Annotated in this window: 18 protein-coding genes; 10 read left to right on the top strand and 8 right to left on the bottom strand. The window is 69.1% G+C overall.

What is annotated here, in order from left to right:
• From B0E52_RS00840 to B0E52_RS00820, 5 genes are all read right to left on the bottom strand, one after another.
• A partial coding sequence (locus B0E52_RS00840) for an AarF/UbiB family protein (RefSeq protein ID WP_254426656.1) occupies positions 1–884 on the bottom strand: 884 nt, incomplete at its 3' end.
• On the bottom strand, positions 881–1,558 hold the full coding sequence (locus B0E52_RS00835; protein WP_077480806.1) for an SCP2 sterol-binding domain-containing protein: 678 nt from the start codon (positions 1,556–1,558) through the stop codon (positions 881–883). The genes B0E52_RS00835 and B0E52_RS00840, both read right to left, overlap by 4 nt.
• Positions 1,559–1,664: 106 nt before the next feature.
• Positions 1,665–2,132 carry a tRNA (cytidine(34)-2'-O)-methyltransferase gene (locus B0E52_RS00830; RefSeq protein WP_077480804.1) on the bottom strand — a complete coding sequence of 156 codons (468 nt, stop codon included), beginning with the start codon at positions 2,130–2,132 and terminating at the stop codon, positions 1,665–1,667.
• A gap of 48 nt (positions 2,133–2,180) precedes the next feature.
• A complete protein-coding gene (locus B0E52_RS00825; protein ID WP_077480802.1) occupies positions 2,181–2,384 on the bottom strand; it encodes a hypothetical protein in 204 nt (67 codons plus the stop codon).
• A gap of 33 nt (positions 2,385–2,417) precedes the next feature.
• Entirely contained in the window at positions 2,418–2,612 is a 195-nt protein-coding gene (locus tag B0E52_RS00820; RefSeq protein ID WP_077480800.1) for a hypothetical protein, read from the bottom strand.
• Between the two features lie 526 nt (positions 2,613–3,138).
• Between B0E52_RS00820 and B0E52_RS00815 the strand changes: the two genes are divergently transcribed.
• Both B0E52_RS00815 and B0E52_RS00810 read left to right on the top strand, forming a co-directional pair.
• The gene (locus B0E52_RS00815) at positions 3,139–6,009 is read left to right on the top strand and encodes a pitrilysin family protein (RefSeq protein ID WP_077480798.1); all 2,871 of its coding nucleotides are present in this window, start codon (positions 3,139–3,141) and stop codon (positions 6,007–6,009) included.
• Positions 6,010–6,293: 284 nt separating this feature from the next.
• Positions 6,294–6,695, top strand: coding sequence for a DUF4156 domain-containing protein (locus B0E52_RS00810; RefSeq protein WP_077480796.1), 402 nt, complete (start codon positions 6,294–6,296; stop codon positions 6,693–6,695).
• A 103-nt stretch (positions 6,696–6,798) separates the two neighbouring features.
• Here the strand turns inward: B0E52_RS00810 and B0E52_RS00805 are convergent, their stop codons facing one another.
• Complete coding sequence (locus tag B0E52_RS00805; protein ID WP_077480794.1) at positions 6,799–8,880, bottom strand: S46 family peptidase; 2,082 nt, start codon at positions 8,878–8,880, stop codon at positions 6,799–6,801.
• Between the two features lie 632 nt (positions 8,881–9,512).
• On the opposite strand from B0E52_RS00805, the gene B0E52_RS00800 reads away from it, so the two are divergent.
• From B0E52_RS00800 to pssA, 8 genes are all read left to right on the top strand, one after another.
• Positions 9,513–10,091 (top strand): TetR/AcrR family transcriptional regulator, encoded by a 579-nt coding sequence (locus B0E52_RS00800; RefSeq protein ID WP_077480792.1) that lies wholly within the window; start codon positions 9,513–9,515, stop codon positions 10,089–10,091.
• On the top strand, positions 10,088–11,506 hold the full coding sequence (locus tag B0E52_RS00795; protein WP_077480790.1) for a nitrilase-related carbon-nitrogen hydrolase: 1,419 nt from the start codon (positions 10,088–10,090) through the stop codon (positions 11,504–11,506). The genes B0E52_RS00800 and B0E52_RS00795 overlap by 4 nt, the downstream gene beginning before the upstream one ends.
• A 265-nt stretch (positions 11,507–11,771) precedes the next feature.
• Entirely contained in the window at positions 11,772–12,266 is a 495-nt protein-coding gene (locus tag B0E52_RS00790; protein WP_077480788.1) for a MarR family transcriptional regulator, read from the top strand.
• A 3-nt stretch (positions 12,267–12,269) separates the two neighbouring features.
• Positions 12,270–14,375, top strand: a complete 2,106-nt coding sequence (locus tag B0E52_RS00785; protein ID WP_077480786.1) for an FUSC family protein — start codon at positions 12,270–12,272, stop codon at positions 14,373–14,375.
• A complete protein-coding gene (locus tag B0E52_RS00780) occupies positions 14,365–14,565 on the top strand; it encodes a DUF1656 domain-containing protein (RefSeq protein ID WP_077480784.1) in 201 nt (66 codons plus the stop codon). Before B0E52_RS00785 ends, B0E52_RS00780 begins: the two co-directional genes overlap by 11 nt.
• 8 nt (positions 14,566–14,573) lie before the next feature.
• Positions 14,574–15,605 carry an HlyD family secretion protein gene (locus B0E52_RS00775; protein WP_077480782.1) on the top strand — a complete coding sequence of 344 codons (1,032 nt, stop codon included), beginning with the start codon at positions 14,574–14,576 and terminating at the stop codon, positions 15,603–15,605.
• On the top strand, positions 15,602–17,077 hold the full coding sequence (locus B0E52_RS00770) for an efflux transporter outer membrane subunit (RefSeq protein WP_077480780.1): 1,476 nt from the start codon (positions 15,602–15,604) through the stop codon (positions 17,075–17,077). Before B0E52_RS00775 ends, B0E52_RS00770 begins: the two co-directional genes overlap by 4 nt.
• A 72-nt stretch (positions 17,078–17,149) precedes the next feature.
• Entirely contained in the window at positions 17,150–18,538 is a 1,389-nt protein-coding gene (gene pssA, locus B0E52_RS00765; RefSeq protein ID WP_077480778.1) for a CDP-diacylglycerol--serine O-phosphatidyltransferase, read from the top strand.
• Positions 18,539–18,619: 81 nt separating this feature from the next.
• On the opposite strand, the gene dbpA is transcribed toward pssA, so the two are convergent.
• Positions 18,620–19,999, bottom strand: a complete 1,380-nt coding sequence (gene dbpA, locus B0E52_RS00760; RefSeq protein ID WP_077480776.1) for an ATP-dependent RNA helicase DbpA — start codon at positions 19,997–19,999, stop codon at positions 18,620–18,622.
• 33 nt (positions 20,000–20,032) lie between these two features.
• Positions 20,033–20,443, bottom strand: coding sequence for an OsmC family protein (locus B0E52_RS00755; protein WP_077480774.1), 411 nt, complete (start codon positions 20,441–20,443; stop codon positions 20,033–20,035).
• Positions 20,444–20,580 lie beyond the last annotated feature (137 nt).

Genomic DNA, 20,580 nt, shown 5'->3' with positions numbered 1-20,580 from the left:
ACCCAGATGTTGCCGGGGTGGGCGTCGGCGTGGAAGAAGTTGTCGCGGAACACCTGCTCGTAGAACACCCGCACGCCCTTGACGGCGAGTGCCTTGCGGTCGATGCCGGCGGCGTCGATCGCGGCGATGTCGTCGCTGCTGATGCCGTGCACACGCTCCAGCGTGAGCACGCGCTGCGCGGTCAGGTCCCAGTGCACCTCGGGTACGTAGAGGTCGACGCCGCTGGCGAAGTTGCGGCGCAGCAGGCTGGCGCTGGCGCCTTCGCGCTGCAGGTCCAGCTCGTGCTCCAGCATCTTCTCCACCTCCGCGACGACATCCAGCGGCCGGATCTTGTCGGCGTTCGGGTGCCAGCGCTGCGCGAGCAGGCCCAGCGAATGCAGCAGGCGCACGTCGCGCGCGATCTTCGCGTCGATGCCGGGACGCAGCACCTTCACCACCACCGCGCGGCCGTCGGGCAGCTCCGCGGCGTGCACCTGGGCGATCGAGGCGGAGGCCAGTGGCGTCTCGTCGAAATGGGCGTACAGCAGGTGGATCGGCGACTTCAGCTCGCGCTCGACGATCGCCTTGGCCTCGACGCCGGGGAACGGGGGCACCTGGTCCTGCAGCAGCGCCAGTTCGTCGGCGATGTCCTCCGGCACCAGGTCACGGCGGGTGGACAGCACCTGGCCGGCCTTGACGAAGATCGGGCCCAGCTCGGTGAGCGCGAGGCGCAGCCGCACGCCGCGTGCCAGCGGGCGCACGTCGACGGCGGGCCGGCCCAGCAGCGGGCGCAGGAATTTCAGCGGGCGGAACAGGTGGGTGGCGTCGACCAGCTCGTCCAGCCGGTAGCGCAGCAGCACCACGGCGACACGCAGCAGGCGCGGCACGACGGCGAGCGGGGTCACGCGCCAGCTCCCTTGGGGCGTGTCCCTTTCAGGCGCCCTTCCAGCCTGGCGAGGCGCACCTCCAGCCGTTCACCGCGTTCGCGCAGCGCGTCCACGCCGTCGAGGAAGGCTTCCGCCTCGCCCGGCGCCAGCGCGAGGCGCGACTCGTCGCGCAGCCACGCCGCGCCGTCCTCGGCGAGATGGCTGGCGGTTTCTTTCGCATGCTCGAGCGCCTTGCGCACGGCGCGCGCTATCGGCACGCCCAGCACGTCGCCGAACGTGCGCGCGAACGCTTCCTCGAAATCCGGCGCGAACTGGCTGGCGAGTTTTTCCAGCCGTCGCGCGAGGTCGGCGTCGCCGGCGATCTCCACTTTGCCCGGCGCCACGCCGTCGTCGCCGCGGCGCAGCGCCATCGCCAGCAGGCTGCCGGGCGTGGCGGCTACGCGCAGGGTGCTGGCGCCGGCTTCGCCTTCCTGCGGCGGGCCGACCTTGAGGCGGCCGTCTTCCACCTGCACGGCCAGCGCCAGTTCCGGCCCGCGCAGTTGCAGCAGCACGCGGCGGCCGTTCAACGCGGCGAGCTTCTGCTGCGTGTCCGGGTCGAGCGACAGCGTGTGGTTCAGCGCGGTTTCCAGCGTGCGTCCGGCCAGCTTGCGCAGCGGCGTGGGTAGCCAGGCGTTGGGTGTGGGGTCGGTCATCCGGCGATTGTAGCTGGCACGCGTCCGTGGGTCGGGATTCATCCCGACACGTACGAGTCTGTCGGGATGAATCCCGACCTACGACCGGCCATCGCGCAAGGGGTTTTCAATCGATGGCGCCGTCGAAGCCGAGTTGCCGCCAGGCTTCGTACACGGCCACGGCGACGGCGTTGGAGAGATTGAGGCTGCGGCTGTCCGGTCGCATCGGCAGGCGCATGCGCTGCGCCTCGGGAATGCCATCCAGCACTTCGGCGGGCAGGCCGGCGGTCTCGCAGCCGAACAGCAGCGCGTCGCCGTCGGCGTAGCGGGCATCGACATGGCGCGTGCGGCCGCGGGTGGTGAATGCATACACGCGTGGCTGGCCGATCGCGGCGAGGCAGTCGTCGAGCTTGTCGTGCACCTGCACGCGGGCGTACTCGTGGTAGTCCAGGCCCGCGCGGCGCAGGCGCGCATCGTCGAGCGCGAAGCCGAGCGGGCGGATCAGGTGCAGCGCGGCGCCGGTGTTGGCGCACAGGCGGATGGCGTTGCCGGTGTTCGGCGGGATTTCGGGGCGGAACAGGATGACATGCAGCATCCGGTGATTATCGCGTGCTCGACGGCACGCGAGCCAACCATCCAGCGATCAGCCGCGTGGCAGCGGGCAGATTGCGCCGTGGCCCGGCGCCACGCAGGCGTTGGTCGAGGCAACCAGCGCGTGGGCGGTGCCGGCCTTGGCGGCGAACTGCGCCGACAGCGGGACCGTCGTCAGCATCGAGCCGACCACCAGGGCGCAGACCAGCAGGCAGGCGGCGAACAGGCCGTGCAGCATCAGGGTTTCGTGTTTCATGGTGGTACTCCGGTAGTCGTGTCGCGGATGGACTCAGCCCGGCTGACGGGGGCAGATCACGCCGTCGGCCAGCAGCGCGCATTGCGCGGGCGAGGCCAGCAGGGAGCTGCCGGCGCTGGCCAGCTGCACGGACGAAGGGGTGGCACTCAGCATCGCGCCCAGCACCAGGGTGCAAACCAGCAGGCAGACGACGAACAGGCCGCTCAGCATCAGGTTCTCGTATTTCATGGTGTGTCTCCGACTAGGGTGGGTGGTTCCTGCACGTGTTCTGGTGCAATCCGCGTGCCAAGTCGAAAATTGTTTACAAGTGGTTGAATTTGAACGATTTGAAGAACCCACTGCGCAGACCGATCGCTTGTCCGCGGACAGCTGGACAGGCAAACCGGACAGCCGGCCGGACGGACCGGCGGGCATGCCCATCGTCATCTGGCAAGAAGTTGCGAACTCCCATAGGCTCAGAGCCTGCTCCTGGTCTCCAAGCCCCTCGCGCCTGGAACTGTTTGCGTGCAAGCCAAGGAAGAACGAAGGAGTGGACGTCGGTCCACGACTGAGTGATGACACAGGCATGCGGGCAAACAGACCCGGCCCAATGGGTTGTCATCGAGTGGCCGCCATGCGGCAGCGCGCGGTTTGACCTGCCAGCCAGGCAGGCGCTACGCCACGCACTACCACCTGACGGCCACTCGATGGCAACGCGAGATGTTTGGAGACCAGGAGCAGGCTCTCAATATCCGAACCGAAAAGGAGCGTCACGATGGGAAGCAAGCCACTCGCCCTGCTGATTGCGGGCCTGATGAGCGTCGCCGGCGGTGTCGCGCCGGACGTGGCCATGGCCGCGAACAGCGCGTCGGCCGCACACGGCATGCCGGAGATCGCCTACACCCGCTTCACCCTGCCGAACGGCCTCACCGTGATCGTGCACGAGGACCACAAGGCGCCGGTGGTGGCGGTGAGCATCTGGTACCACATCGGTTCGGCCGACGAGCCGAAGGGCAAGACCGGCTTCGCCCATCTGTTCGAGCACCTGATGTTCTCGGGCTCGGAGCACCACAAGGGCACCTACTTCCAGCCGTTCGAGCTGGCCGGCGCCACTGACATGAACGGCACCACCTGGTTCGACCGCACCAACTACTTCGAGACCGTGCCTACCACCGCCCTGGACATGGCGCTGTGGATGGAATCCGACCGCATGGGCCACCTGCTCGGCGCCATCGGCCAGGAGGAGCTCGACACCCAGCGCGGCGTGGTGCAGAACGAGAAGCGCCAGGGCGAGAACCGCCCCTACGGCCGCGTGGACGAGAACATCCTCGCCAACACCTATCCCGCGAACCACCCCTACCAGCACGACACCATCGGCTCGATGGCGGACTTGAACGCGGCGTCGCTGGCCGACGTGAAGAACTGGTTCCACGCCAACTACGGCGCCGCCAACACCACCCTGGTGCTGGCCGGCGACATCACGGTGGCGCAGGCGCGCGAAAAAGCGCTGAAGTACTTCGGCGACATCCCCGCCGGCAAGCCGGTGGCGCGCCAGCAGCCGTGGATCACCCCGCTGGCGAAGTCCACCCGCGGCGTGCAGCACGACCACGTGGCGCAGCCGCGCATCTACCGCACCTGGGTGGTGCCGCAGCTGGGCAGCGACGCGGCGATCCAGCTCGACCTCGCCAGCACGGTGCTGGGCGGCGGCAAGACCTCGCGGCTGTACCAGCGCCTGGTCTACCGGGACAAGCTTGCCGACAGCGTCTCGGCCAGCATCGCGCCGTTCGCGCTGGCCAGCCAGTTCCAGATCCAGGCCGACGTGAAGCAGGGCGTCGACCCGGCGAAAGTGGAAGCGGCGATCGATGACGAGCTGCGGAAGTTCCTTGCCGGCGGCCCCACCGCCGACGAACTCGACCGCGCCAAGATCGGCAACCGCGCGGCGTTCGTGCGCGGGCTGGAGAAGGTGGGCGGCTTCGGCGGCAAGGCGGTGATCCTCGCCGAGGGTCAGGTCTACCGCGGCAACCCCGGCGCCTACAAGCTCGATCTCGAGCGCGCCGACGCGGCCACGCCGGCCAGCGTCAAGGCCGCGGCCGACCAGTGGCTGGGCAAGGGCGATTACCTGCTGACCGTGCTGCCTGCCGGCAAGGGCTTCGACCCGGTGGCCGAGGACAAGGCGGTGCAGCCGCTGGGCGCCGCCGCCGGTCGGCCGCAGCCGAAGCTGCCGGCCGCGCACCCGTACAGCGTGGCGAAGAGCGACGTGGACCGCAGCCAGGGCGTGCCGCAGGTCGACACATTCCCGTCGCTGAGCTTTCCGCAGCTCGAGCGCGGCAAGCTGAAGAATGGCATCGAGGTGATCCTGGCCCAGCGCCATACCATCCCGGTGACCCAGGTGCAGCTGCTGTTCGACGCCGGCTACGCCGCCGACCAGGGCCGCAAGCTCGGCACCGCGAACTTCACCGCGAGCCTGATGAACGAGAGCACCGGCAAGCTCGACTCGGTGGAGGTCGCCAGAACCCGGCAACGGCTCGGTGCGATCACCAGCGTCGGCTGCGGACTGGACAACTGCAGCGCATCGCTCAACGCGCTGAACGACCAGCTGCAGCCGTCGCTGGCGCTGTTCGCCGACATCGTGCGCGATCCCGCGTTCAAGCCGGCCGACATCGAGCGCGTGCGCGGCCAGTGGCTGGCCGACATCGCGCAGGAGAAGACCCAGCCGGTCGGCCTCGCGCTGCGCACCCTGCCGCCGCTGCTGTACGGCGCCGGCCACGCTTACGGCATCCCGTTCACTGGCACCGGCACCGAGGCCAGCATCAAGGCGCTGACGGCCGCCGACCTGCGCACCTTCCAGCACGACTGGCTGCGCCCGGACAACGTGAAGATCCTGGTCGCCGGCGACACCACGCTGGACAAGATCATCCCGGAACTGAACGCCGCCTTCGGCGACTGGCAGGCACCGGCCGGCGCGATCCCGCACAAGAACATCGCGAAGGTGGCGGCGCAGGCCAAGCCGCGCGTGTTCCTGATCGACCGTCCCGATGCGCCGCAGTCGCTCATCATGGCCGGCCTGCTCGCGCCGTCCACGCGGGCGCCGGACAACCTCGCGATCCAGGTGGCGAACGGCGCCTTCGGCGGCACCTTCACCTCGCGCCTCAACATGAACCTGCGCGAGGACAAGCGCTGGGCCTACGGCGCGCAGAGCTTCCTGATGGATGCTCAGGGCCAGCGGCCGATGCTGTTCTACGCCCCCGTGCAGACCGACAAGACCGCGCCCTCCGCCGCGGAGGTGCTGAAGGAGGCGCGTGCGGTGATAGCCGACAAGCCGCTGACCGCCGCCGAGATCGCCAAGATCAAGGACCAGCGCATCCGCGCGCTGCCGGGCAGCTACGAGACCACCAGCGCGGTGCTCGGCGCGATGAACGGCATCGTCGAGTACGGCCGCCCCGACGATTACGTGCGGACGCTGAAGCCCAAGCTGGAGGCGATCACCCCCACGGAGGCCGAGGCGGCGATCAAGCAGATCGTCGCGCCCGAGGCGATGACCTGGGTGATCGTGGGCGACCTCAGGCAGATCGAGGCGCCGGTGCGCGCGCTGGACCTCGGCGAGGTGCAGGTGCTCGACGCCGACGGCAGGCCAGTGGCGAAGTAGTTTTCGCTCGTCATTCCGGCGCAGGCCGGAGGTGCTTCACAACAGCGAAGCTGGTCATCCAGCGGCGATCACGCTTGTTCAAGCCATTCGGCTACTGGACCCGGGCCTGCGCCGGGATGACAAGCCGGACGATGGCGCGGATTCGACCATCGGCGCCGGGCTTGGTGGGCGGAGCACGCACTCATACAGGCGCGATCCAGCATCGCGCGCTAGCATGGAGGCCGGACGGTTCGCCGTCCGGCCTCTTTCCATCCCGACCATTCCTCCCGACATCGGAGTCGTCCATGCGCAAGACCGTGCTAATGCTCGTTCCCACCCTGCTGCTGGGCGCCTGCACCTGGGGCATCAACCCCACGCCGGCTTCGCAGAACGTGCGCACGGCGTGGAACGGCGACGTTTCCGGCTGCAAGGACCTGGGCAAGATCACCGTCTCGGTGATGGACCACGTGGGTCCGGTGGACCGCAACGACATCAAGGTGCGCGACGAACTGCAGGTGATGGCGCGCAACGAGGCCGCCACCATGCACGCCGACACCATCAAGCCGTTGGCCGAGCCCAGCGACGGCTCGCAGCCCTGGGGCGCCTACCAGTGCGGCTCGCACCTGGTCACGCCGGCTGCGCCGAATAGCCCGGCGCAGCCGGCGTCCAGCGGCGGCACCCAGACCTTCCCGGTCAAGGGCGGCTGAGCCGCAGACGCCATGGCGGGAAACACGAAGGGCGCCGGATGGCGCCCTTCGTGTTTGCGCGGATCGGTGCGCGGATGGGTCGCCGCGCGCACGGTGCGTCAGGTCACAGGTGGCCGCTGGCCAGCTCGTCGGCGAGTCGCGGCAGCTTGTAGACCTTGCGGATCGCTTCCATCAGCGCGGCGGTGTCCACCGCCACCGCGCGGTTGTTGCTGCCGTCGTAGACGAAGTCGCCGCCGATGGAGTGGATGTTGCCGTCGAAGATCAGGCCCACCGCGTGGCCTTCGCGGTCGATCACCGGGCTGCCGGAGTTGCCGCCGATGATGTCGTTGTCGGTGACGAAGTCGAACGGCGTGGAGAGATCCAGCGAGTCCTTCGCCCTGATCCAGCTGTCCGGCAGCTTGAACGGATCGGCGCCGGTGGCGCGCCGGTAAGCGCCGGCGAAGTGGGTGAACGGCGGCACCTCATGGTCGCCTTCCTTCCAGCCGACTACCTTGCCGTAGGACAGGCGCAAGGTGAAGGTGGCGTCGGGGTAGTTGCTGGCGCCTTCGCGGGCGAAGCGGGCCTGGGCGATCGCCTCGTCGGCCTTGGTGGTGGGCGCCTGCACCTCGTCCTCATACTGCTTGCGCAGCTTCGTCGCCGTGGGCTCGATCTTGCGCGCGAACACGATCATCGGGTCGGTGGACGCCGCGATCGCCTTCGCGCCGCCGTCCCACAGCTGCTTGCGCAGCGCGGGGTCGGCGAGTTTCGTGCCGTCCACCAGCGTCTGCGCCAGCTCGTCGGGCGATTGCTTGCCCAGCGTCTGGTGCACGAAGGCGTCGTCGGCACCAAGGATCTGGCGCATCTTCTCCATCGACCACGCCATCATGGTGCGCTCGTACTCGGGGTACACCGGCACCTTCGCCTCCAGCGACTGTTCCACCGCGGGCAGGTTGGCGTTGCGGAATTGCGGCAGGCGTTCGGCGTCGGGTTTGGCGCGCTGGGCCGCGCCGCGCACCAGGGTCATCGCGTCGGCGAACAGCTGCGTGCCCACGCCGAAGCCACGGCCGCCGGCAATCATCAGGTAGCGGTTCTGCAGCTCCTTGCCGCGCTGCTGGGCATTGGCCAGTTCCGCCCACGGGTCGCCGTACTTCGCGCGGCGCGCCGGGTCGGCGGCGATCCAGTCGCGCAGCGCGGCGTCCGACTTCTGCTTGTGTGCGATGAACTGCTCGTCGGTGAGCGTGGCCAGCCAACCCTTGAACACCTTCAGCGTGTTCTCGATGCCGAACAGCATGTCCTGCGCTTCCTTGGCCTGCTGCGTGCCGGCGCGGCCGTACTGCCACAATACGCCGCGCAGGTCGGACAGGTAGCCGTACAGCGGGATCAGCGTGTCGTCGCGCATCGCCGACAGCTGGATCCACGGTGTTTGCCGCTGGGTGGAGCCGGGGTTGCCGACCACGAAGGTGAGCTCGCCGGCCTTGGGGCCGTGCGGGTCGAACTTCAGGAACTGCGGCGTCTTCGCCGGCTTGCCGTCCACCCAGGCGCGGAAGAAGGTGACGTCGAGGTCGTAGCGCGGGAAGTTGAAGTTGTCCGGGTCGCCGCCGAAAAACGCGATGCCCTGCTCGGGCGCGAACACCAGGCGCACGTCCTGATAGCGGCGGTACTTGTACAGCGCGTAGCGGCCGCCGTGGTACAGCGAGATCACGTCGCAGCGCCAGCTCTTCGCATCGCCGGCGACGCATTGCTCCTCCAGCTGGCTGTCGATCGCGCGCTCGGCCTTGATGCGCTCGGCGCCGCTCTTGCCGTTCGTCGCCGCGTTCACCTTGGCGGTGACGTCGGTGATCGAGTCGAGCTGGTTGAGTTCGACATCGGGGCACTTCGGCTCGTCCTCGGGCTTCATTGCCACGTAGCCGTCGGCCATGTAGTTGTGGCCGCTGCCGGAGAGCTGGGACAGGCAGGCGTTGGCGCAGTGGTGGTTGGTCATTACAAGGCCGTCGGCGGAGACGAACGAGCCGGAGCAGCCCTCGGCCAGCCGCACCGCTGCGTGCTGGATCAGGTCGATCCACTGCGGCGTGGGCGTGAAGCCGTAGCGTTGCTGCAGCTGCTTCGTCGGCAGATGGTCCAGCGTCCACATGCCTTCGTCGGCCATCGCGCCGGCGGCGGCGCCCAGCAGCAGACCGGAAAATCCCAGGAGCAACCAGCGTTTCATCGCGTCCCCTCCGTGTGTGGGCGGGCGGCGCGGATGGCGCGAGCCCGCTTCGTGGTGGCAAACCGGCGGCCATCGTGGCACCGGCCGCAGGGATGCGGAAGTGAAGGCCGGCTGGGCATGACGGCAAAGGCTGCGCAGCACGGGCAGGTCATGCACACACGTGTGCTTGGAGCCAAAGAGCAAAGTATGTGTGCCCATGGTCGGATCAATGGCTTAGCTGTCTCGTCCGTGGGAGATTGGCCTCGCTTTGACAAGCGAAGTGTGTACGTAAGCGGGGCGCCCACTCTCGGGCTGACGGGAATGTCTAGCCTGGAGCCCACTTACACGAAATCTCGAACCCGCCCTCGTGGCGCGCCCGGCGGCATGTCTTTTGCCGCGGTTTGCATGCACGCCATTGCGCCAATCCGCGTTGATCTGTGCTATCGCCCGGGTTTCCGCTCGCTGTCGGCTCGGCCCACGCACGGACTAACCGAAAGAACCCTGCCGCCTCGTCGTCCGCGACTACGAGACGAATGCCGCGTCCTTTTAAGGTCACTTCGAACAATGGCATGAGCCTGAGCACCTCGGGTGCCTGGGGCCATGGCCGCGAGAATCGCTTGTGTACTTAGTACCCTTTTGTGTACGGTGTACGCATGACCAAGAACCGCATACTCTCGGCCGCGAAAGCGGTGCTCGAATCCGCAGGCTTCGAGGGGCTGACCATCCGCCGGGTCGCCCAGCGAGCGGGCCTCTCGCCGATGGCGCTCTACCGCCATTTCAAGAACAAGGACGAGCTGCTCAACGCCCTCATGCAGGACGGTATCTCCGCGTGGGAGGCGATCGTTCGCGGCATCCGCGCCCAAGACCCGGTGAAGTGGCTGGAGGCGCTCATGGAGGCCTATCTCGATTTCGCGCTCAAGCAGCCGCACCGGTTCGACGCGGCGTTCTTCCTGCCTGCGCCCGCGGCGCGCCAGTTCCCCGACGATTTCGCCGCGGGCCGCTCGCCGGCGATTGCACTCGTGATGGCTCGCATCGATCAGGCGAAGGCCGATGGTCGGTTCCGCGACGAGCCGACACTCGGGATCGCCGTGGCCCTCGCGGCCTACGGACAGGGATTCGTGTCGATGCAGCGCGCCAGGCGTTTCGCGAGCGACCAACAGTTCAAGGCGCTGTACCACGCGGCGCAGCGCCAGTTCCTCGATTCCCTCAAACCGTCCGGGAAAAGCGAATGATCACCCTGCTGGCCGCCGTGTTGAGCGGCATCATGTTTTATCTCGCACAGGGATACGACCACGTCTGGGCCCTGGTCTGGCTCGCGCCCGTGCCGCTGTTGTGGCTCGCCTATGGCAACACGCCCACGTGGCAAGTGGTCGGGGCGAGCGCCATCGCGCTCCTCGGCGGCGCAGGCTACATCTTGCAGTCTCCCTACCTCCACCTCATACCGCCGCTCGTCCTCACGTCGGTTCTGGTGGTCGATGTCGGGCTGTTTTGCGTCGCGGTAGGGTTTGCGCGCTTCGTGCAGCGCCGGGCGTCACCGCTCCTCACGCTGTTTGCGTTTCCGGCTTGCTGGACGGTCTTCGAATTCCTGATTGAATTGCACTCCCCGAACGGCACCTACGGATCGCTCGCCTACAGCACGATGTCAGCGCCCGTCCTGATCCAGGGCGCATCGCTCCTGGGGATGTACGCCGTCACGTTCCTGATCTGCCTCTTTGCCAATACCCTCGCCATGGCGCTGCGGCTCAAACGGAACGCGGCCGCAGTCGGCCTCGGGCTGGCGATCTGCGCGGCCAATCTGGTGTTCGGTATCGTGCGGCTCGCGCACCCGCAGCCCGACGTGCTGCGGGTGGCGGGAATCGTCGATGAGACGGCCGTAGCGGATTCCTGGCGGGCGAAGACCGTGTCCGCCGATCTCGCGGTGACCGAAACCTATGCGCGCGAAATCCGTGCAGCCGCCCGGGAAGGCACCAGATTCGTGGTTACGCCGGAAGGCGGCATGGCATCGACCCCTGCCGGACAGAGCACGATCGTTGCGCCGCTCGTTGCCGCCGCCAGGGATACGGGTGTGCAGATCATTGCCGGCTTCCATTCCGAGACGCCGGCCGCCGACTTCGCGCTTGCGATCGCGCCCGATGGCAGGATTCAGCGCTACGACAAGCGCCATCCGGTGCCGGGCCTCGAGGGCGATTTCACGCCGGGTCATGTCCCGGGCTGGTTGGGCGATGGCCGTGCCATGGAGATCTGCAAGGACATGGATTTCCCCGACACCATTCGTTCCGATGCCGCCAAGGGCGTCCGGCTGGTGGGCGTGCCCGCGGGCGACATGGGCATCGATGGCTGGCAGCACGGAATCATGTCCGTGATGCGCGGCGTCGAAGGCGGATTTTCGATCGTGCGGGCTGCCCATGACGGCCTGGTGTTCGCCAGCGACGCGCAAGGGCGTCTGGTCGCTCTCAAGAAGGATGCGCCTGCGGGCCTGACCATGATCGTCGCCGACCTGCCGCTGGGATCCGGGCCAACGCTCTACGCGCGGATCGGCAACGCCTTCCCGTGGCTCTGCGGGATCTTCGCTCTCGCGCTTGGCGCAGGGTTGCCGGCCTGGCGGCGGCTGCGAAGCGCCGCGCTCTTGCCGAGCCTTGAAAATTGACCAGAAAGGCGCGGTCCTGCGCACTGAGGATTGACCAGGGAATTCCAACCTGGTCTGCAGGATTCATGGCCCAGCAAGTACTCGCAGGGTGGTCGGTCTTCGACGCGTAGAGGTGGTCAATTTTCAGCGAGCGCCAACATGCTTGGCCTGCAAGCATCGGAGTTCTGTTCAACGCGACGGGGGCTTGCGGATCGTCGGAGCGAGGCATAAAATTCACGACTATATATTTCATATATGAAATACAAACGTAGACATTAATCCCGCCGTGAGCAGCTTCGCCCCCACCGAACAGCGCCTTGCCGTCACCTGCCGCCGCCAGCCCGCGTTCCCGCGGGAGCCGGCAGTGCTGGTGCGCCTGATCAAGCATCTCTACAAGCACCTGCACGACGACGCCAACGCGCTGCTGAAGCCGTGGGGGATCAGCCATCCGGAGTACAACATCCTGATGATGCTGTACGGCACCGAGGGCCATGCGCTCAATCCTTCGCAGCTGGCCGAAGCGGCGGGCGAGAAGTCGGCCAACATCACGCGGCTTGCAGACAGCCTGTGCGACAAGGGGTTGATCGAGCGCACCGCCAGCGACGAGGACCGGCGCAAGGTCAGCCTGAGCCTGAGCCGGCAGGGGCTGGCGATGATCGACGACTTCATGCCCGCGATCTGCGCATTGCTGGAGTGCCAGACCGCCGGCCTGAAAGCGTCCGAGACGGCGCAGCTGGTGCGCCTGCTCAAGAAATTCCTGGGCCAGCTGGAACGGGACTGAGGCATGCCGGTGGCATCGACGAAGACGGGGCTGGCGGCGCGTCGCTGGCCGGTGCTGGCGGAGGCGTTCGCCGGCGAGGGCCGCGCGTGGCTGTTCGTGTTCAAGACGCTGTTGGCGCTGTACCTCGCGGCGTGGCTGGCGATGTGGCTGCGGCTGGAGCAGCCGGCCACCGCGATGATCACGGTGGGCATCGTGATGCATCCGCACACCGGCATGGTGCAGGCCAAGGGCTTCTATCGCGCGATCGGCACGCTGTGCGGCAGCACGTTCGGCCTGGTGTTGCTGTGCGTGTTCCCGCAGCAGCGCGTGCTGTTCCTGCTGTGCCTGTCGCTGTGGGTGGCCTTGTGCGCCGGCGGCGCCACGCTGTACCGCAACTTCATGGCCTATGGCTTCGTCCTCGCCGGCTATACCGCGGCGATCGTGTCGCTGCCGGCGGTCGGCAACCCGCTGGGCGTGTTCGATTCGGCGCTGATGCGCGTGAGCGAAGTGATGCTGGGCATCGTGGTGGCCGGCGTGGTCAGCGACCTGGTGTTCCCGGATCGCCTGCGCCTGGTGCTACGGCAGAGCGCGCGCGAGCATTTCGCGCACTTCATCGACTTCGTGCGCGGCTCGACCGGCGGCGGCATTCCGCGCGAGGAAATGGAACAGGCGCACCTGCGCTTCGTGCGCGCCGCGGTCCAGCTGGAGAACCTGCGCGCCTCGGTGATCTTCGAGGACCCGGAAGTCCGTGCGCGCAGCACCCGCATGCGCCTGCTCAACCAGCACAACATGGCGGCGGCGACCAGCTTCCAGTCGCTGCACCACCTGATCAACCGGCTGCAGCGCGAAGGCCGCCACGCCGAGGTGGCCGCGCTGATCGCGCTGTACCACCCGATCGGCGCGGCGCTGACCACGGCGCCCGAAGACCTGCACGATCCGGCCGTGCTGACGCCGCGCCTGCGCGACTGCGCGCAGCGCCTGCCGGCGCTGGAGGCGGAGCTGCGCGCGGGCCTGGCGCCTGGCCGTCCGCAGCTGGCCTTCGAGACCGGCGCCACCGTGCTCAGGCGCTTCCTCGACGAGCTGTGCGGGTATGCCGAACTGGAGCTGGCGCTGCGCGCGCACGTGCAGCGGGGCGGCGTGGAGCGCGTGCATTTCCAGCGCGGCAACGATGCCAGTGGCGCCGCGGTGGCGGTGCTGCGCACCTTCCTCACCATGACCGCGCTGAGCGCGTTCTGGATCGCCAGCGGCTGGACTTTCGGCGCCAGCGCGATGCTGCTGGCCACCATCTTCAGCGGCCTGTTCGCGGCGACGCCCAATCCGCTGGCCTCGGCATTCACCATGCTGCTCGGCTACGTCTTCGGCATGCTGGGCGGCATCGTCACGGCATTCTGGCTGCTGCCGGGCAGCGACGGCTTCGTCATGCTGATCGCGGCGACCCTGCCGTTGCTGATCATCGGCCCGTGGCTCAACGCGCATCCCGAGTTCGGCAGCCTGGGTGGCGGCTACGCGATCGGCATCGTCTATATCCTCGCGCTGAAGAATCCGATGGTGTACGACCCCGCGCTGGCGTTGAACGAGGCCATCGCCCAGCTGGCCGGGGTGGCGCTGGCGGCGGTGTCCTTCGTGTTCGTGCCGCGCGTCACCGGCAGCGGCTGGCAACGCCGCCGCCAGTTCCGCCGCCTGCGCGAGCAGGTGGTGCAGGCCGCCAGCGCGCCGCTGGACGGCTTGTCCTGGCGTTTCGAGAGCGTGAGCCGCGACCTGTTCCACCAGGCAATCGTGCATACCCGGCCGGGCAGTCGCCAGTCGCGCGAGCTGCTGGCGTGGGCGCTGGCGGTGCACGAGAGCGGACGCGCGCTGATCGAGCTGCGCCAGCAGCTGTACGCCAGCCCCGTGCAGACCGACGTGCGCGCGGCGGTGGATCGCGCGATAGCCGCGGTGGCGCAGCTATACCGGCATCCCGATCCCGCGCGCCGGCAACAGGCCGAGGACCGGGTGCGCGAAGCCATCGGCGCCTGCGCGGCGGTCCCCGCCCTGCGTCCGCGCCTGTACCAGCTGCTGGGTGCGTTGCGCGACGACGAATCGCCGCTGGCCACCTGGATGTCCGCCGAGGAGCCTGCCCATGCCACGTGAGATCGCCATCTACGGCGTGCTGGTGCCCGGCCTGCTGCCGCTCTTCCTCGGCTGCCTGCTGCTGATGCTGCTGGTGGACGCGCTGATCGGCCGCTACGGCCTGCACCGCTACGTGTGGCATCCGCCGCTGTTCCGCCTCGCCCTGTTTGCCTGCCTGTTCGGCCTCGCCGGCCTGCTGTTGCTCAACTGAGTACCTCGATGAACAAGACTTCCCTGCTGCGCTTCCTGCTCACCGCCGTGGTGGTGCTGCTTGCCGCCGTGCTCGGCCACGCCTTGTGGAAGCACTACCTGTATGCGCCGTGGACCCGCGACGGCCGCGTGCGCGCCGACGTGGTGCAGATCGCGCCGGACGTGGCCGGCCTGATCACCGCGGTGCCGGTGCACGACAACCAGTTCGTGCACAAGGGCGACGTGCTGCTGGTGATCGACCCGTCGCGTTACCGGCTGGCGCTGGACCAGGCACGCGCCAACCTCGCCGCGGCCGGAGCCAGCGCGCACGCCGCCGACGCCAGCATCGCGGCGGCCACCGCCGCGGTGGCGGCACGCAAGACGGACTATGCGATGTACCGCGCGCAGGCGCGCCGGCGCACGCAGGTGCCGGCGGGCAGCGTGGTATCCAGCGAGGCGCGCGGCAACGCGGTCGCCGCCGCCGAGGCGGCGGAAGCGGCCTGGCACCAGGCCGAAGCCGCGTTGAAGCAGGCCCGGGCGGCGCACGACCAAGCGCTGGCGGCCGGGGTGCAGGCGCAGGTGGCGGTGCAGGCCGCCGAGCTCAATCTCGCGCGCACCCAGGTGCGCGCGCCGGTGGACGGCTACGCCACCAACGTGCAGGTGCGCGTGGGCGACTTCGCCAGCGCGGGTGCGCCGCGGCTGGCCCTGGTGGACAGCCACAGCTACTACCTCTACGGCTATTTCGAGGAGACCAAGCTGCCGCAGCTGCACGTGGGCGATCCGGTGGACGTGCGCCTGATGGCCGGCGGCATCCACCTCAAGGGCCGCATCGACAGCATCGCGCGCGGCATCGCCGACCGCGACAATCCCGGCAGCCCCGAGCAGTTGGCCAACGTCAATCCCACCTTCAACTGGGTGCGCCTGGCGCAGCGCATCCCGGTGCGCATCGACATCGACGCCAGCCGGATGCCCGCGGGCAGCGTGCTGGTCGCCGGCATGACCGCGACCATCGAAGTGCACCCGCGCGACGACGACCGCACCTCGCGACGGGATCGGCCATGAGACGCGATCGCATCGTTGCGCGCCTGCAGCGAAGCCTGGCGGCGGCCGCGCTGACGCTGGCGCTGGCGGCCTGCGCGTCCACCCGCGGGCTGCATCCGGTCGGCCATGAAATCCGGCCGGACAGCCTGCGGACGCAGCAAAGCGTGGCCGGCGTGCAGGTGAGTCCGGCCGCGTGGCCGCGGCAGGACTGGTGGCGCGCGCTGGGCGACGCGCAACTCGATGCCTTGATCGACGAAGCGCTGCGCGACAACCCCGGCCTCGCCGTGGCCGGTGCGCGCGCGCGGCTGGCGCAATCCGAGGCCCAGGCGCTGGATGCCGCGCGCGAGCCCAGCGTGGAAGCCAGCTATGCCGCCACCGGCGCGCGGCTGTCGGAGAAGGAAGTCGGCCTGGTGCTGCCGGAGGCCGTGGGCTCGTTCGCGTGGATGCAGAGCGCCGGCGTCAACTTCTCGTGGAACCTCGACCTGTGGGGTGGCCAGCGCGCCGCGTGGGAGGCCGCGCTGGGCCGCAGCCGGGCCGCGGAAGTGGATCGCCGCGCGGCGCGCATCCAGCTGTCGGCGAACGTGGCGTTGGCGTACATCCAGTTGCGCCAGGCCTTCGTGCTGCGCGACATCGCGCAACGCGACGTCGAACGCGCGGATCGCATCGCCGCGCTTACCCACACCCTCGTCGCCAGCGGGCTGGGCCTGCCCGACCAGCTCCTGCAGGCGCGTGCCGAAGCCGGCATCGCGCACCAGCACCTGGCCGCCGCCGGGGCGGCCATCGACAGCGCGCGCATCAGCCTCGCGGTGCTGCTGGGCAAGGGCCCGGATCGCGGCCTGCAGATCGCGCCACCCGCCGGGTCCACGCCGGTGTCGCTGGCGGTGCCGCCCGATCTCGTGGCCAACCTGCTGGGCCGTCGCCCCGACCTCGTGGCCGCACGTTGGCGCGTGGAAGCCGCCGCGCACGATATCAAGGCGGCCAAGGCGCAGTTCATGCCCAACCTCAACATCAGCGCGATGGCGGGTTTCCTCGCGATCGGCGACAACGTGCCCTTGTTCCAGTTGCCTGCGCGCACCTACAGCGTCGGCCCCGCGCTGTCGCTGCCGCTGTTCGACGGCAAGCGCCTGCGCGCCGGCCTCGGCGCGCGCGATGCGCAGTACGACCAGGCGGTGGCCAACTACAACCAGACGCTGGTGCGCGCGGTGAACCAGGTGGCCGACCTGCTCAGCCTGTCGCGTTCGGTGCACAGCCAGCTGCAGATGCAGCAGGGCGTGCTGCACAACGCGCGGGGCGCCTACGACAACGCACAGGCCGGCTACAAGCTCGGGCTGGGCACCGAGTTGAACACCCTGGTCGCCCGCCGCGTGCTGCTCACGGCCGAGCAGAACGAGGCCGTGCTGCAGAGCCGGCAGGCGGAACTGGCCGTGCGCATGGTCGAGGCGCTGGGCGGCGGCTTCAAGGACGACGAAGCGCCGTCGAGCGGCGCCAGATAATCAGGCTTTGCTGTCCGTTGGGTGACCGTCGCGGGTAGGCAAGCCCGTGCCGGGTTTGCCATCATCGCGGCCATGAACAGCTTGTTGAACGCCCCGGGCCGCCTTGCTCGCCGCCTGTTGCCGCGTCGTCGTGGCGCGGCGCCGGACCGGCCACCCGCCTTCGCCGTGCCGGCCGATGCCATCACGGCGCTGCCCGATCCAGCCGCGTTCCGCCAAACCCTGCTGCAGCTGATCGCGCAGGCCGAGCGGCGCATCGTGATCGTGGCGCTGTACCTGCAGGACGACGACGGTGGCCGCGAGGTGCTGGAGGCGCTGTACGCAGCCAAGGCGCGACGCCCGGCGCTGCGCATCACGCTGTACGTGGACTGGCACCGTGCCCGTCGCGGCCTGATCGGCCAGGCGCACAGCGAAGGCAACGCGGGCATGTACCGCGAGTTGGCCCGGCGCTTCGGCGACGGCGTGGAGATCCGCGGCGTGCCCGTGCAAGGCCGCGAACTGCTCGGCGTGCTGCACCTGAAGGGCTGGGTGATCGACGACGCCGTGCTGTATACCGGCGCCAGCCTCAATGACGTCTACTTGGCGCGGCACGGCCGCTACCGGCTGGATCGCTACCATCTGCTGCGCCATCGCGGGCTGGCCGACACGCTGGCCGGTTTCGTCGAGCGCCAGTTCGCCGGCAACGCGGCCGTGCCGCGGCTGGATACGCCGGATGCCCCGGCCACCCGCGCGCTGCTGCCGGCGATCCGCGAGCTGCGCCAGTCGCTGCAGTCCGCCAGCTACGCCGTGCCCGGCGAGACGCCGCAGGCCGGCGAGGTGGCGGTGACGCCGCTGCCGGGCCTGGGCCGCAACGGCAACGCGCTCAACGACGCCGTGCTGGGGCTGCTGCGAGAGGCGCGCGAACGGGTGATCCTGCTCACGCCCTACTTCAACCTGCCGCGGCCAGTGCGCGCGGCGGTAGGCCAGGCGCTGCGCCGCGGCTGCCGCATCGACATCATGGTGGGCGACAAGACCGCCAACGATTTCTACATCCCGCCGGGCCAGCCGTTCACCACGATCGGCCTGCTGCCGTATCTCTACGAGAACAACCTGCGCCGCTTCGCCCGCGCGCACGCGCACCAGCTCGTCAGCGGCCAGTTGAACCTGTGGTTGTGGCGCGACGGCGACAACAGCTACCACCTGAAGGGCCTGCTGGTGGACGACCACGCGGCCCTGCTCACCGGCCACAACCTCAACCCGCGCGCTTGGGCGCTGGATCTGGAGAACGGACTGCTGCTGCGTGATCCGGAGCACCGCCTGCTCGCGATGCACGAGGCCGAGTGGGCGGCGCTGCGCCGGCACGCCACGCGGCTCGCCGACTACCGCGCGCTGGAAAGCCCGCGCCACTATCCGCCGGAAGTGCGGCGCCTGCTGCGCCGGCTGAGTCGGGTACGGCTGGATCGGCTGGTCAACTGGCTGCTGTGAGCCTGGTGCCTGCCGGCGGGCGTGAGAAGTGCCCGCCGCTCACTCCTGCCCCGGCCGGACGGAAGCGGGTGCGGCCAACGCTCAACCCAGCGCGCGCACGCGGAAATTGCGGCCCTTGATGCGGCCGGCGCGCAACCGTTCCAGCGCCTTGGTCGCCAGCGCGCGGCTGATCGCCACGTAGGCGCGGGTGGCGAACACGTCGATCTTGCCGATGTCCTTGGCGTCCAGCCCAGCGTCGCCGGTGAGCGCGCCGAGGATGTCGCCGGGTCGCAGCTTGTCCTGCCGGCCCGCGTCGATCACCAGGGTCTTCATCGGCGCCAGGTTGAGCGTCTTGCCGCGCGGCGAGGCGATTTTCAGCGCGCGCCACGGCAAGGGCGCGCCGAGCGCCTGTTCGATGTTCGCCGCCTTCGGCCGCTCGCGCGGCGTGCACAGCGTGATCGCCAGTCCCGTCTCGCCGGCGCGGCCGGTGCGGCCGATGCGATGGGTGTGGGTGTCCGGGTCGTGCGCGATGTCGTGGCTGAGCACCAGCGGCAGCGCGGCGATGTCCAGCCCGCGCGCGGCCACGTCGGTGGCCACCAGCACGTTGCAGCTGCGGTTGGCGAAGCGCACCAGCACCTCGTCGCGGTCGCGCTGTTCCATGTCGCCGTGCAGCGCCAGCGCGGAGTAGCCGCGGCGATCCAATTCCTGCGCCACCGCGTCCACGTCCTTGCGCATGTTGCAGAACACCAGTGCGTGCTGGCCGCGCTCGCCGGCGAGCAGCTGCGCCAGCGCATCGAGCTTGTGCGCAGGTTCCACCTCGACGAATTGCTGTTCGATCGCGGGTTTTTCCTCGGCGGGCGCGTCGACGGTGACCTCCACGGGATCCTGCTGCACGCGCCGGCTTACCGCGCGGATTTCCTCGGGGTAGGTGGCCGAGAACAACAGGGTCTGGTGGTGCTTGGCGATGCGTCCGACGATGTCGTCGATTGCCTCGCTGAAACCCATGTCCAGCATGCGGTCGGCCTCGTCCAGCACCAGCACCTTGATGCCGCCACCATGCAGGCTGCCGCGCTTGAGGTGTTCCTGTACACGGCCGGGCGTGCCGACCACGATGTGCGGGTCGTGCGTGAGCGAGGCCAGCTGCGGCCCCAGCGGCATGCCGCCGCACAGGGTCAGCAGCTTCACGTTCGGGATGTTCGCGGCCAGCTTGCGGATCGCCTTGCTCACCTGGTCGGCCAGCTCGCGGGTGGGGCACAGCACCAGCGCCTGCAGGCGGATCGTCTCCGCATCCAGCGCCTGCAGCAGGCCGAGCCCGAATGCCGCGGTCTTGCCGCTGCCGGTTTGCGCTTGCACGATCGCGTCGCGGCCTTCCAGCATCGGCGGCAGGCTCTGCTCCTGCACCGGGGTCATCGTGGCGTAGCCGAGGGTTTCCACGCTGGCGAGGAGGGCGGGTTTGAGCGGGAGGGTGGCGAAGGCAGTCATGCGCCATGATCGCATGCCGCCGCCGTGACCCGCCTATTCCAGCGCCGAGTCGATGCGGATCTCGCCGGAGAGCACCTTGTGGATAGGGCAGGCGTTGGCGATCTGCAGCAGGCGTTCGCGCTGCTGTGCGTCCAGCTTGCCGAACACCGCGATGCGCCGCCGGATCAGGCTGCTGCCGTCTTCCGGCTTGCCATCGGGGTTGAAGTCCAGCGCCACCTCGACGCCGTCCAGCGGCCAGTCCTTGCGCGCGGCGTACATCTTCAGCGTGATCGCGGTGCAGGCGCCAAGCGCGGAGAGCAGCAGCCGGTGCGGGTCCGGGCCGGCGTTGGCGCCGCCTTGCTCGTCCGGTTCGTCGGCCAGCCATTGGTGGCCTTGGTCGTCGCCGAGGCGGACGGTGTATGGCGTGCTCGCGATCGCGGCGCTGACGGTGGCGGGGGTGTTCATTGCGGCTCCAGTCGGTGGCGTGGTGTCCACATCTAGCACGTCGGGCACGGACGCGTGTGCCACTTTCGTGAAGCGGCGCCGACTTGCATCGGCGCGCGCAGTCGCCGACCCTGTGCAGTCCCAGTTCCACCGACGCA

Origin of the sequence: Rhodanobacter sp. C06, assembly GCF_002001105.1 — a bacterium.
Taxonomy (GTDB): Bacteria; Pseudomonadota; Gammaproteobacteria; order Xanthomonadales; family Rhodanobacteraceae; genus Rhodanobacter_A.
Note: the sequence above shows the minus strand (reverse complement) of the source record. Positions and strands in the feature narration are given on the sequence as shown.